This is a genomic window from Streptomyces sulphureus DSM 40104, from assembly GCF_000381025.1.
In the GTDB taxonomy this organism is placed as follows: domain Bacteria; phylum Actinomycetota; class Actinomycetes; order Streptomycetales; family Streptomycetaceae; genus Streptomyces; species Streptomyces sulphureus.
On sequence record NZ_KB905814.1, the window covers coordinates 880,153 to 892,984 of the forward strand.

Here is a 12,832-nt window from a genome sequence, read left to right on the forward strand (position 1 = left end):
GGAGGGCGGGGCGTCCTCGCATCCTCAGTTCCACTTCTGGTTGTCCGTGCCGGTGCACTTGAACAGGATGATCTTCGTGCCCGACCCGGTGTTGGCGTCCTTGGCTCCTGCGCACATCCCCACGGAGGTGTTGACCAGGTCACGCGCCTCGTTCACGACGAACTTCTGGGCGTTGGAACCGTTGCAGTTCCAGAGCTGGATCTGGGTGTCATTGCTGAAGTTGCTGCCCCGCACGTCCATGCACTTGCCGCCGATGCGCAGTGTCCCGTCCTCGGCGGCCCGCCACTGCTGCGCGTTCCCCCCGTTGCAGTTCCACAACTGAAGTTCCGCACCGTCGTTGAACCCGCTGTTCGGGACGTCGATGCAGAGGCCGGACTTGTGTCCGCGCAGCGCCATCGGCGCCCCCATCGCCACACCGGACTTCGCCTTGGACTTCGCGGGCTTCTTCTCCTTCTCGCCCTCGTCCTTCTTCTCCGCCTTCGGCTTCTCCTCCTTCTCCTCCTTCGGCTCGGTCTTCGCCTCAGCCGCCGGCTGCTCCTCGCCGCCGGCCTCCGACTTCTCCTGCTTCGGCTTCTCCTGCTTCGGCTCCGCCTCGGTGTCGGCCTCGTACCGGCCTGCGCGGTCCGCTTCGTCGTCGTTGAGGACCGTGCCGGCGGTGGGTTCCGTCTTGGACGAGGACTTGTCCGAGTTCCAGCCGAGCACCGCCAACGGCACCGACAGCAGCAGAACCCCCGCCACCGCGGCGCCGGCGAGCGCAGCCCGGTTCGGCCTGCCGACCGGGGTGCTGCGCGGGGTCTTGCCGATGGCCGTCGTGCCCATGCTCCGGACGAGGCGAGGCAGCCGGCTCTGCTTTGCGGCCGCCGCGTCCGAGTCGAGCTCCTCGTCCGCCTTCTCGGTGGCGTCGGGGGCGGCGGCACCATCCGCGTCCGACTCGTCTCGACTCGCGGACTGTGTGCCCTTTTGGGGCTCCTTGGCCTCCTTGGCCTTCTCGTTCTCCACCGCTCTGACGGCCCGCGCGAGGGCGCTGCCCTCCTCCTTCGACGCCGCGGAGGCGTCGCCCTGCACGACGCCGGGCTCAACGCCGGGCTCGGCCTCGGGCTGGACGGCCTCGGGCGAACCGTCGGCTCCGCCCTGCGCTCCTGCCGAGGAAGCAGTGGACTTTGGGGACGAGGGTGTCACGGTGTCCTCCGGTGTGCGTGCGGCCAAGGGCCCCGTTCGGATCGGTCGGCAGGCACGCCGGCGGGAGAGTCGACGGACGGCCCGTCGGCTGCGGCCCTACGGAGCGCCTCCGGAATCTCCACGAAATGTGCTGCGGGAAGCACTGCGTCGCCCGACGGCTGACGAACACGCAGAGTCGCCGCGGTTTCGGCGCCCTTGTCCGCGACTATTTCGCCGGACGCCATCTCCACCTGCCTCGGATACGGGATCGGTCACAGGGCCAAGGAATCTACGTCCCAACACAATGCCATGCGCACCGAGTTGACGGTGCATTGCGTATTGATCTGTAACACTCGCCCACCGCTCCCGGTCGGTTATCGATCGTCCACGCTCCCCGACACAAGGCGCATCCCTTTCGTCACTCCTGCTCGCGGACACCGCCGCACCGGACGGGCCGCTTTCAGCAGTGGGACGGGCCGAGTTCGGGAACGGCGTCGTCGCCCGGTTGCTCGCCCTGGGCGTGCCGCGGGAAGGCCGACGCGCCGGCACGGGAGCGGCTTCGGACTGAGGGCAGGATAGTCGATGCCTTCGCAGCGCCGGGGGTCGGAGTCCCGCACCGGACCGCGTCGCCGGGCGGCGTTCACACTCACCGGCGGAAACCCAGGTGACCGCACCCGGCTCGAACCGGTCGTGGGCCGGACCCGGGATCACGCGGCTCGGCCCGTGCGCGCTCACTGGGGCGTGCGGCGGATGAGTAGCACGTGGTCGGTCACGGTGGCGGTCTGCCCCTGCGGGCCGGTTGCTTCCCGCCGGGGCCGCTGGGCCCGTTCAACACCCCAAGTGGCGGTGGGGAGTTCGAGCCCGGCATGGATCTCCTCCGGGGTGGGAAAATGTGTCTCCGGGTCCTGGTTCCACGACCAGGGCGCCACGGATGCGTGGTCCACGACCAGGAGGCGGCCACCGGGATTGAGCGCCTGTGCCGCGGCGCGCAGGACCGCCGAACGTGGCAGCTCGAAGGGCGTGTGCAGGTACTGCGCCGAAACCAGGTCGAATCCGCCTTCCGGAAACGAGTGCGCCAGGTCGTGTTGCTCAGCGGTGACGAGATCTCCGAGACCGGCCTCCTGCGCGACTCGCCGGGTTTGCTCGACCGCGGTGGCTGAGATGTCCACCGCGGTGACCCGCCACCCACGGCGAGCGAGCCACAGGGCGTCACCGCCCGTCCCGCATCCGAGATCGAGTGCGGTACCGACCGGCAGGCACTGTGCCACCTCCACCAGCAACGGGTTGGCGCGGGTCCCCCAAAGGGCCCGGTTCTCCCGGTGCTCGCGGTACAGATTCTCCCAGAACTCCTCAGGCTCCCGCCCTTCCGTATCACCGAGCGCGTTCTTTCCTGAATCCGCTGTCATATACCGTGCCTTCCGTGCCTCAGCCGACGTGAAGTTCTGTCGTGTGCGGAGCGGCTACCCGACCGCAGTCCTTTCCGGGGCGGACACCTCTCACGAACTCCCCTGCATCCCCCGGTCGTTGCGTACCTGCCCGTCCGGGATGCGGGAGACCAGGAAGCCGGCGCCCAGTGCCGCCGCGGTGAGGACGCCGAACGCGGTGGCCACTCCGGCGTAGCCGGCGACGCCGAGCCCCAGGCCGCCGAGAGAGGCACCCAGGAAGACGCCGAGGCTCATCCCCGCCGCGTTGATGCTCAGCGCGGACCCGCGCAGCGGCCCGCAGCGCCTCACCAGCAGACTCACGGCGCACGCGGCCACGACCGCATGACTGGCTGCATGGAGCGAGGTGAGAGCGAGCGCCAGCGGAAGCCAGTGCGTGAAGTAGAAGCCGACGACGGAAACGAGGGCCGCGACGAGACCGAGAATGAGCAAGTGCTCGGTACGCACGCTTTGTTGAGCGGAGTTCGTGAGCCGCCCCGTGAGGAGGTTGCTCACGAAGAACGAGGCACCGCTCAACGTCCAGACGAGCGAGAAGAGTCCGGGGTCGAGTTGGAAGCGGCTGTCGTAGTACGCGGCCAGGTACGCCAGATATCCCATGAACACGGCGGTGCGCAGGAGGGAGATCAGCAGCAGCGGCACGGCGCCCCGCACCGCGGCGAGGGCCCTGAACGAGGCGAGGTAGGTCAACTCCTCGACCCCGCAGGCCTCTTCCTCGGTACCGGACAACGTGCGCCGCGAGAGCAGAACCACCGCGAGCAGCAGCGAGACGGCCGTCACGGCGAGGAGGTCTCCCTCCCACCCCCAGAACACCGCAGGCAGCGCGATGACGGGCGCGGCCAGCATGGCCGTCATGGACTGGGTGGCCGTGACCAGCGTCGCCGCTCTGCTGGCAGCCTTCCCGGAGCCGAACCGGTCGGCTGCCGCCGCGGTCAGAGCCGGGTTGAGTACGGCCGTCCCCGCACCAACGAGCAGACAGAACGCAACGAGCAGGACGTATTGTCCGCTGGCTCCGAGAGCGGCCGAGACCGCCAGCACCCCGAGCCCGCCGGCGGCCGCCCACTCCTTGCGCACGCGGTCGATCAACGGTGCCAGTGCCGTACCGACCAACAGGGCCGCGAGGCCACCGAGTCCGCGGAGCCCGCCCATCGCGGCGACGCTGCTCCCTGACTCCTCCGCGATCGGCACCAGGTACGTACTGAAGATGGTGAAGGGCAGCAGCCCGACCGCTGAGGCCAGCAGGATCGGCCAGAGGGTGCGCGTCATCCTCAGATCGCCCGGGAGCTGCTCGCCCGCCTCGGGGACCTCCCGCCTCGCCTGCGCGGTGCCGGCACTCACGATGCTTCCTCGAGCTTCGTGCCGGAGTCGTCGGACCGATAGCGGTAGAGGACGGTCGTGTCCGCGCTGAACTGCGAGAACGGGAAGGTTTCGGCCGAGAGGGCGGTGACGCCGCTCGAGAGGAACGCGCGGGCGACGGCGCTGCCGGTCTGTGCGTAGACCACCAACGGGACGTCGTGCCGGCGGCAGTGCTCGAGGATCAGGTCGAAGGTGCCGTTGCCGAGGGTCATCCCGGTCGCCACCACGGCGTCGGCCTGCTCGAGTACTTCGGTCATGTCGTCCGAAACCGGCTCTCCCCATTGGGTGGTGTGCAGGTTGAAATCGCACGGCAGACAGACTCCGCCCCGATCGCGTATCGCTTCGATCAACGGATTCACCACACCGATCAGGGCGACCCGGGCACCCGGCGCGAGGTCGAGGAGTCCGGCTATGGCAGCGTCCCGCGCCCTCGCCCGCACCTCCGGCGCACCCGTGGGGAGCGCGACCGGTTCGGCCTCGCCGGCCTCCCGGTGCGGCCGCACACGGGAGAGGTAGGCGTCCAGTGCGGCGATACGTACAGGGGCGCTCTCACTGTGCAGAAGCGTGTCCAGGGTGAATCCGGAGGCTTTTTCGCAGAAATCGGGGCTCAGTTCACCCGCTTCGAACGAGCAGGCACCGAAGCCTTCCCCGACCCGCAGCAGAAGATAGTGGTTGTGGTAAGTGACCTCGCTGCCCGCCAGCCGCGTGGTGTGGTAAAGCCAGAAGGCGCTGGTCACGGTCGTGTCCTTCGGATCGGGACCGTGGACCCCGTCCAGTACTTGCTCGGTCAGTTCCGCGACCGTGTGCGGCTTCGGGTAGGGCATTCTCGGTTCTCTCGTCGAATGGCGGATATGAGGTGCTGCGCTCCGAGCACGCGGGAGCCGGCCGGGGCGCACTGCGGGTGCGGTGTCAACTGCCGTGCGTCGGCGGGGCTACGTCACGCCACGAAGCCGTCGACCAGGGAGGCTTCAGCTCATCGAGAGAGGCGATCTCGTGGGGCCTCAGGTGCTCGATGTCCCTGGCACGGCGGTGCTGGACATAGGCGTCCTGGACGTAGCGGTGACCGGTGTCGGCCGCGATGAAGACGTACGTGCGGGAGCTGCGTCCGCGCCGTTCCCAGAGGGTGGTCAAGTAAGCCGCCCCGGCAGACAGGCCCGCGAATATCCCGGTGCTGCGCAGCAGTTCGACGGACCCCGAGAGGGCGCATTCGAAATTGACCCAGTGGATGCGGTCGTACAGCTCGTGCCGGACGTTCCGGAACTCGATGGCGCTGCCTATACCGGCGATGATCATGTCCGGGTCCGGCACCTGCTCGGACCCGAATGTCACGCTGCCGAAAGGCTGTATACCCACGGCGCGCACGTCCCGGCCGGCTTCCGCCAAGTAGGTGGCGAGGGCGCCGGTCGACGCCCCCGAGCCGACGCCGCCGACCAACGTGATCCCACCTGCCGGGATCTCCCTCTCCAGGTTTTCGGCGACCTCGCGGTAGCCGTAATAGTGGATTGCGTCGTGGTACTGCCGCATCCAGTGGTACGACGGATTGTCCTCGAGGATCTCGGAGATGCGTCGGACTCGCAGCTCCTGGTCGAGGCGGAGGTTCCTCGACGGCTCGACCTGCTCCAAAGTGGCGCCCAGTATTTCGAGTTGGACGCGGAGTGTCTGGTCCACCGTCGCGGAGCCCACGATGTGGCATCTGAGCCCGAAGCGGTGGCAAGCGAGCGCCAGCGCGTGCGCGTAGATGCCGCTGGAGCTGTCGATGAGGGTGTCGCCCTCCTGCACGGTCCCCGAGTCCATCAGATGGCGAACCGCTCCCAGGGCCGAGTAGACCTTCATCGATTCGAAGCGCAGACAGAACAGGTCGGGCTGGACGCGGATCAGGTCGGGCTGCTTGATCGCTTCCGCGATGTGTGAGTGCATCCGCCGAGCCCGTCAGACGGCCGCGCGCTGACGCCAGTTGCACAGGAAGGTCTGTAAGTCGTCGCTGTCGCACGCCTGGTGGACCACCTCGGGCACGGACCCGGCTCCGCTCGCCTTCGCGGCTACGCCCCGCAGCTCTGAGGCGTGGGAGACGACGAAGTAGTCGGCGGTCCTCGTGCGGAACTGCTCGCCCATTGACTCCTCCTGCTCGGGTTCTACCTGCCGCGAGTCCCGTCGCGGCCGCACCACTGCGTCATGACGCACCTGCCGCAAGAGTGGAACTCCCCCGGTGCCCCACCGCAGTTCACGCCGGACACGCGTGGAGCGACGGGGCACCGACGCGGACGGCTCAGGACGAGCGGCTGCCTCGGCTGCGTCAGCGAGCATCGACTGGATGGAAATGATTGTCAAGAGCGTCGTCGCTTCAGCGCCTCGCGCTCCACCACTCGGAACCCGCGAGGACCCTGAGGGACGGAGCGATTTGCCTCCTCACCGGGGATAAGACAATTATCGATTTCAGTCGGCACGACCCCGCGCACCAGCTTCTCGACCCAGGCGCCTCCGCGACGTCAACTGGCCCCCGTCGTAGGCGAGAAGCTCCCCCGTGTTGCCGTTCAACCCCGTTCCCCCGTGAGTACGGCTCCCTTGCCCCGCAGCAACTTCCACCGTCACGCGACCGACGGTCGGTCACGCCTGATGGCAGGACGCACTCGCGCAGTCGCACAGCAGCGGCCGCAAGGAAGCAACGAAGGAAGAAGAAAGGAAGACGTGAAGCGCTCAACCGAGGTGGCATCACAACAGGAGTCGACAGGCACGGCCTTCGGCACCTTCGGCGAACTGCTCCAAGGTGTGCTGCCGGAGAAGGACGGCGATTTCCTGGTGACCCTGCCGGTAGCCCGGTGGAGCATGGCAGCTTTCCGTCAGGGATCGGGAGCCGGCGAGGTCACCGTTCGACCCGCTCACAAGAAAAAGGCGCTGCGGCTGGTCCACTTGATCGCCGAGGAGGAGCGCCGCCCCGTCGAGGGTGTCCTGACCCTCAGCAGCGTGATCCCCGAGGGCAAAGGGCTGGCCAGTTCCTCGGCGGACCTCGTCGCCACCGCCCGAGCCGTGGCGAAAGCCCTCGGCACGCCGATGCCTCCCAGGAGGATCGAGCGGCTGCTGGCCCGGGTCGAGCCGACGGACGGCGTGCTCTACCCGGGGATCGTCGCGTTCCACCACCGCGCGGTGCGGCTCCGGGCGATCCTCGGATCGCTTCCGGCCATGACCGTGGTGGGGGTCGACGAGGGCGGCGCGGTGGACACCGTCGCGTACAACCGCCTGCCCAAGCCCTTCTCCACAGCGCAGAGTTACGAGTACGCCCGCCTGCTGGACAGGCTCGCCGACGCCGTCCCGCGTCACGACCTGGCAGAGGTGGGCAGAATCGCGACCCGCAGCGCGCTGATGAATCAACCGCTCCGGTACAAGCGGTGGCTGGAGCCGATGCGGGAGATCTGCCGTGAGGTGGGCGGCCTCGGTGTGGCTGTCGGGCACAGCGGCACGACCCTCGGAGTACTCCTGGACTCCCGTGATCCGTCGCGTACGCGCAGGGCGACGGAGGCGGCCCGCGCCTGCGCCGAACTGGCCGGCAGGGTCGCCGTCTACCGGACGCTCAGCTTCCCCGACGTGCACGCCACCACCGCCGAAGCACTGCTCACCGCCTGAGCCGAGCGACCGGCACGGGACCGATCCCGCCGGTCTCGGACGGTGGAGTAGCCCGCCGTACACACCGTCGTGCGGGCGCCGTCACCGACAGCATGTATGAAAACGAAATTCAATCCAATTGACCCTTATTCTGCGTACCCTTGACGGCGACAGCGGGCCGACCCGCTGCCTGGTCACGGTGGAACGGCCCCTGGACGAGCCCGAAAACCGCCTCGGTGCATGACGAACTGCCGAAGGGACACGAACAGCGATGCAGGAGATGCTCACCGCACCGGCCGAGACCGGCCTGATTCCGCAACGGCTCGACATGGGCTGTGCCGACGCCGTCGCGCACCGTCTCGCGCAAGACGGTGCCGTGGTACTGACGGGCCAGGAGACCTCACCGCGAGCCCTGACGGTCGCCGCCGCCCACGCCCTGGGTGAGCGGCTGCGGCAGCTCTTCCCGCAACGCCAACGGTCCTCGTCCGAAGGGGCGCAGGTGCAACTGCACGCGGACAGCTTCGACGTGGTGGTGGACGTGGCCGGGGTGCCCACACGGCGGCGCCACCCCGACGAGGACTACGCCCTCGTACAGCTCACCCGGCCGCCGTCGTCAGGGGGAGAGTCCTTCGTGGCCGACGCGTACCGCTTCGTTGACACCCTCGAATCCGGCGACCCGGAGCTGTGGGGGTTCCTGACACGCACCGACGTCGACTTCTACGGAGCCTGGGCGGGCCTGCGGGGCACGCCGTCAACTCCCCGCGCGGGCAGGCACGTCGAGTACACGCGCTCGGGCCGGCGGATCGTGCGCCGCTCCGACGGGGCCGTACCCCTGCACCGCGATCCGGACCTGAAGCATGTCGAGGCCATGCTGCGGCGCTTCGACGAGAAGGTCCGCGAGCTCGAGGGCACGCTCCCCCGGTTCTCCCTTGCGGAAGGGGACATCCTGGTCCTCGACAACTACCGCTGCTGGCACGGCAGGGACGCGCACACCGGCGAGCGCACGACCCGCATCCTCACCCTGCTCAGTGCAGACGCCCGCTGACCCGCTCGGCGACGACCCCGGCCTCCCGTGCACCGCGACACCCAGCGCAATTGCTAATGGAACTCGTTTTCATTTAGTCTGCGGGGACTGTCCCTTCGTCCCCGGAGATACCCATGGCCGTTCCCAAGCGGAAGATGTCCCGCAGCAACACCCGCCACCGGCGCGCCCAGTGGAAGGCCACCACACCGCAGCTCGTGCCGGTCACCATCGACGGAACCACGTACCGGGTGCCGCAGCGCCTGGTCCGCGCGTACCAGCGCGGGCTGCTGCGGCCCGAGGACTGACCCGGCATGACAGGCAGGGCACCCGACCGCTTGCCGGTGACCGTGCTTTCCGGCTTCCTCGGCGCAGGTAAGACCACCTTGCTCAACCATGTCCTCGGCAACCGCGAAGGACTGCGCGTCGCGGTCATCGTCAACGACATGAGCGAAGTCAACATCGACGCCGCCCTCGTACGCGACGGGGAGGCGGCCCTGTCACGGACCGAAGAGCGTCTGGTCGAGATGACCAACGGCTGCATCTGCTGCACGCTGCGCGACGATCTCCTCGAGGAGGTCGACCGGTTGGCCCGCGAGGGACGCTTCGACCACCTCCTCATCGAGTCCAGCGGAATCTCCGAACCGATGCCGGTGGCTGCCACCTTCGCGTTCCCCCGCGACGACGGCGCCGTGCTCGGCGACCTCGCGCGTCTCGACACCATGGTCACGGTCGTCGACGCCGCCAACTTCCTGCCGGAGCTGATGGATGGAGACGCTCTGGCCGAACGCGGGCTCGACCAGTACGAGAACGACGAGCGGACCGTCGCCGACCTGTTGATGGACCAGGTCGAGTTCGCCGACGTCGTCGTGCTCAACAAGCTCGACCTGGTGGACGATGCCACGGCCGCCCGTCTCCGGGCGACCCTCACGCGGCTCAACCCTGCCGCCCGGATCGTGCCCGTCACCCAGGGGCGGGTTGACCTGGGCGACGTGCTCGGCACGGGGCTGTTCGACATGGAAAGTGCCCAGCAGGCTCCCGGTTGGGTCATGGAGCTCAATGGCGACCACATCCCCGAGACCGAGGAGTACGGGATCTCCTCGACGGTCTTCCGCTCCGAAGCACTGTTCCACCCGGGCAGGCTGTGGAAGTTCGTGACGGAGCAACTCGACAGCGGCACCTTCGGACAGGTGCTGCGGTCGAAGGGGTTCTTCCGCCTGGCGAGTCGCCCCCGCGTGACGGGCCTCTGGTCGCAGGCCGGCGCCGTGGCCCGGTTCGAGCCCTCAGGCGCCCACGAATCCGACTCCCCTCAGGGACAGGAACTGGTCTTCATCGGCACCGGATTGCACGCCTCGGCACTGCACGCGGCCTTGTCCGGCTGCCTCATGACGAGCAGCGAGAGCGTCCCGCCCGTCGACCCCTTCCCGGAGTGGGACACGTACGGCATCGATGACCACTGCGAGCACGAGCACCCGGAGCAGGTGCCTGCGGTGTACAGGTGAAGCCGCCGGACCGGGCAGTGGCCGTGGGGGCCTTCCGGCCCGGTCCGGCCCTGTCGACCAGGGGATTCCGGCGGGGACGCCGACCCGAGCACACGAGGAGAGTTCTGTGACAAAGCACACTGTGGAACCGGGGACCGTTCAGGAGACGCTCCTGATCCCTCTGTACGGCCGGGCGGTGGAGAACCGCAAGGCGGAGGCCATTCTGCGGGACCCGCGCGCTGAGGAGATCGTCGCCGCGATCGACTACGACTTCTCACGCTTCGACGGCTTGCCGAGCCTCACCGGGTCGGTACTGCGCACCACCTTGTTCGACCGGTGGGTGAGGGACTTCCTCGCCGCTCATCCCTCGGGCACGGTGGTGGAGCTCGGCGCAGGTCTCAACACCCGTCACGAACGCCTCGGGAGCACGCAGGCACGCTGGTTCGACCTCGATCTCCCCGATGTGGTCGCCCTGCGACGGCAGTTCTTCACCGACACCGCGCGGCGGACGACCCTCGCGGCTTCCGTGACGGACCCGTCCTGGCTCGCCACGGTGGAAGAGGACGCGGACGGCCCTTACTTCTTCTGCGCCGAAGCCGTGCTGCCGTTCTTGCAAGGCCCGGAGGTGCGCCGCATCCTCCGCCTGCTCGCGGAGCGGTTCCCCGGCTCCCTGCTGGCCCTCGACACCGCCGGTCCCGAGATCGTCGACGCGCAGACCGAGCACGACGCCCTGAGCAAGGTCGAGGCCCGCATGCAGTGGTCCTGTGGGAATCCCGCCGAGCTCGCGACGTGGCTCCCGGGAACGAAGGTGCACGCTTCGCACACGCTCAGCAGCCTGCCGGACGGGATGTACGCGCAATTGCCGGCCACCTACCAGGACATGATCGGCCGGCTCGCCGAACAGCGCCTCCCCCAGGTCGAGGGGTACCGACTCAGTCTCCTTCGGCTGCCCTAGCCGGGCGTGCGTCGTTGGAGCGTGGGAGCCGCCCAGGCGCCTTCGCCTCCGGAGAGCAGCCTGTCTCTCCGACGGGGCGCCTCCGGGCACTTGGTCACCGTGCCGGCCTGGTCAGTTGAGGCGGGCGACGTGCTGCGGCGACGGATCCGCACGGAGGCTGCCGGGCACCGTCTCGTCGTCCGGCATTCCGGCCAGCAGCCACGCGGCGATCGCCTCCGCGTCCGCCTCGGTCCTGATCGGACCGAGGCGCTTCACCACTCCGGTCGGCCTGCGGTCCTCGGCGCAGGGCTGGACGGCAGCGTGCAATCCGCGTGAGCTCTGACAGCGCAGCAGGCCGCCGAGACAGCGGGTGGCAACCATGACTCCGTGCGGGCAGTGACCGACTGCTCGTCGCAGCCGGTCCACCACCTGCTCCTCGGCGGACCCCCGGCAGTCGGTGCAGGCGACGAGTGTGAAGGGGCGACTCTTCGGGCTGGGTGCCGAACCGTGCATACGTCATCCTCGCGATCTTGGCGGAAGTGCTGCCCGTTCCGGACGACTCGCTGACCCCCGTCGGCCCGGGTCCCGGTACGCGGGGTGCGTCCGTTGCTTCGACCGAGTAGCTGGCGCGACAGGCGTTGTCCGTCGAGGGGCGCGGGCACTATTCTACAGAAACGACATCCATTTTCATTAAGGGGTGCGCGCCTTGCCCGCCCATCACCAACTGGCTGGTCTCCGAACCGCGTTCGTCGACGACGCCTCCCGTGCCGCCAGCGGCACACCGGCCCCTCTCAGCCCGACGAGGTGTCGTTGACTGCACAGAGAAGGCCGTCGCAGCCACCCCGCCTCAAGCGACGAGGCCACGCAGAACGCGCAACCGCCGGACACGCGGACGGACGCGTTCCGGGTATCCCTGCACGAGGCAGCGCCACGTCTCCACGGGCCGGCAGTGCTCGCCCACTCTCGCTGACGTCCGCCCGGATCGCCTCGGCACGAGGAGGGCTGTGTTCACCGTGAAGGAGACCCCCGACGAGACACCGCTCGGTGCGCGACGAACCCGGCAACGCCTGGACATCCTCCAACACCTCTCCGCGGCCCCCGACTTCGTCTCGGCCCAGGGGCTGCATGCGCGCCTCGCGCAGGCCGGGACATGTGTGGGGCTGAGCACCGTCTACCGCGCCCTCAGAGACCTGGAGAGGATGGAACAGGTGGATGTCATACGACACGAAGCCTCCGGTGAACGCCTCTACAGGAAGCGCTCCACCACCGAGCACCGGCACTATGTGATCTGCCGCCGGTGCGGGCGCAGCGAAGCCGTCGACACGGACCTCGTCGAACGCTGGGCCGCTCACCTAGACCAGCTCACCGGTTTCTCCAACGTGACGCACACGCTGGAACTCAGCGGCGAATGCATGGACTGTCACCTCTGAGACGCAGCAGCCCGGCCCTGTGCGTTTGCAGAGGGGATGACCACAGCGCGTTGGCGACCCATCTCCCGAGTGTTCCGGGCAAACGAATCTGACATTCACTACCGAATTGTCGACACGTAGCCCAATTCTTGTTTCCGGGTGACGTGCGTGGCACGCTTCGGCGGTACCCCTTGCATTCCTCCTCCTTTGTCAGGCCGTATCGAGCCGCCCCCCTTTTTTTTTCAACAGCAGAACGACCGACAGGAGTTGAGCACAGTGGCAACAACGCAGCATCTCACCCATGAAGGGCACAACCACGTGCACGGCGAAGGATGCGGACACGTGGCCGTACCGCACGGCGACCACGTGGACTACGCGCACGACGGCCACCTGCACCGCCCCCACGGGGACCACACCGACGAATGCGAACCGCAGGA

The 12,832-nt window shown here is 68.4% G+C and carries 13 protein-coding genes; 6 read left to right on the forward strand and 7 right to left on the reverse strand.

The window, feature by feature from the left end; genetic code table 11:
* Positions 1 to 24: 24 nt before the first annotated feature.
* The 6 genes from F603_RS0107975 to F603_RS0108000 all read right to left on the reverse strand — a co-directional run bounded on the left by F603_RS0107975 (position 25) and on the right by F603_RS0108000 (position 6,065).
* Positions 25 to 1,179, reverse strand: coding sequence for a ricin-type beta-trefoil lectin domain protein (locus tag F603_RS0107975; RefSeq protein WP_019545484.1), 1,155 nt, complete (start codon positions 1,177 to 1,179; stop codon positions 25 to 27).
* Positions 1,180 to 1,889: 710 nt separating this feature from the next.
* Positions 1,890 to 2,564, reverse strand: coding sequence for an SAM-dependent methyltransferase (locus F603_RS31830; RefSeq protein WP_019545485.1), 675 nt, complete (start codon positions 2,562 to 2,564; stop codon positions 1,890 to 1,892).
* Between the two features lie 90 nt (positions 2,565 to 2,654).
* Positions 2,655 to 3,935, reverse strand: coding sequence for an MFS transporter (locus tag F603_RS0107985; RefSeq protein WP_019545486.1), 1,281 nt, complete (start codon positions 3,933 to 3,935; stop codon positions 2,655 to 2,657).
* Entirely contained in the window at positions 3,932 to 4,777 is an 846-nt protein-coding gene (locus tag F603_RS0107990; protein WP_019545487.1) for a Rossmann-like domain-containing protein, read from the reverse strand. Before F603_RS0107990 ends, F603_RS0107985 begins: the two co-directional genes overlap by 4 nt.
* Positions 4,778 to 4,862: 85 nt before the next feature.
* A complete protein-coding gene (locus F603_RS0107995; RefSeq protein WP_019545488.1) occupies positions 4,863 to 5,870 on the reverse strand; it encodes a pyridoxal-phosphate dependent enzyme in 1,008 nt (335 codons plus the stop codon).
* A 12-nt stretch (positions 5,871 to 5,882) separates the two neighbouring features.
* Positions 5,883 to 6,065, reverse strand: a complete 183-nt coding sequence (locus F603_RS0108000; protein WP_019545489.1) for a hypothetical protein — start codon at positions 6,063 to 6,065, stop codon at positions 5,883 to 5,885.
* Positions 6,066 to 6,638: 573 nt separating this feature from the next.
* Between F603_RS0108000 and F603_RS0108005 the strand changes: the two genes are divergently transcribed.
* The 5 genes from F603_RS0108005 to F603_RS0108025 all read left to right on the forward strand — a co-directional run bounded on the left by F603_RS0108005 (position 6,639) and on the right by F603_RS0108025 (position 11,007).
* Complete coding sequence (locus F603_RS0108005) at positions 6,639 to 7,571, forward strand: GHMP family kinase ATP-binding protein (RefSeq protein WP_019545490.1); 933 nt, start codon at positions 6,639 to 6,641, stop codon at positions 7,569 to 7,571.
* A 250-nt stretch (positions 7,572 to 7,821) separates the two neighbouring features.
* Complete coding sequence (locus tag F603_RS0108010; RefSeq protein ID WP_019545491.1) at positions 7,822 to 8,595, forward strand: TauD/TfdA family dioxygenase; 774 nt, start codon at positions 7,822 to 7,824, stop codon at positions 8,593 to 8,595.
* Between the two features lie 113 nt (positions 8,596 to 8,708).
* Positions 8,709 to 8,879 carry a 50S ribosomal protein L32 gene (gene rpmF, locus F603_RS0108015; RefSeq protein WP_019545492.1) on the forward strand — a complete coding sequence of 57 codons (171 nt, stop codon included), beginning with the start codon at positions 8,709 to 8,711 and terminating at the stop codon, positions 8,877 to 8,879.
* 6 nt (positions 8,880 to 8,885) lie between these two features.
* The gene (locus F603_RS0108020) at positions 8,886 to 10,073 is read left to right on the forward strand and encodes a GTP-binding protein (RefSeq protein WP_019545493.1); all 1,188 of its coding nucleotides are present in this window, start codon (positions 8,886 to 8,888) and stop codon (positions 10,071 to 10,073) included.
* A 106-nt stretch (positions 10,074 to 10,179) separates the two neighbouring features.
* Entirely contained in the window at positions 10,180 to 11,007 is an 828-nt protein-coding gene (locus F603_RS0108025; RefSeq protein WP_026328235.1) for a class I SAM-dependent methyltransferase, read from the forward strand.
* A 111-nt stretch (positions 11,008 to 11,118) separates the two neighbouring features.
* Here the strand turns inward: F603_RS0108025 and F603_RS0108030 are convergent, their stop codons facing one another.
* Complete coding sequence (locus F603_RS0108030; RefSeq protein WP_245600713.1) at positions 11,119 to 11,367, reverse strand: hypothetical protein; 249 nt, start codon at positions 11,365 to 11,367, stop codon at positions 11,119 to 11,121.
* Between the two features lie 623 nt (positions 11,368 to 11,990).
* On the opposite strand from F603_RS0108030, the gene F603_RS0108035 reads away from it, so the two are divergent.
* Positions 11,991 to 12,416 (forward strand): Fur family transcriptional regulator, encoded by a 426-nt coding sequence (locus F603_RS0108035; RefSeq protein ID WP_019545496.1) that lies wholly within the window; start codon positions 11,991 to 11,993, stop codon positions 12,414 to 12,416.
* Positions 12,417 to 12,832 lie beyond the last annotated feature (416 nt).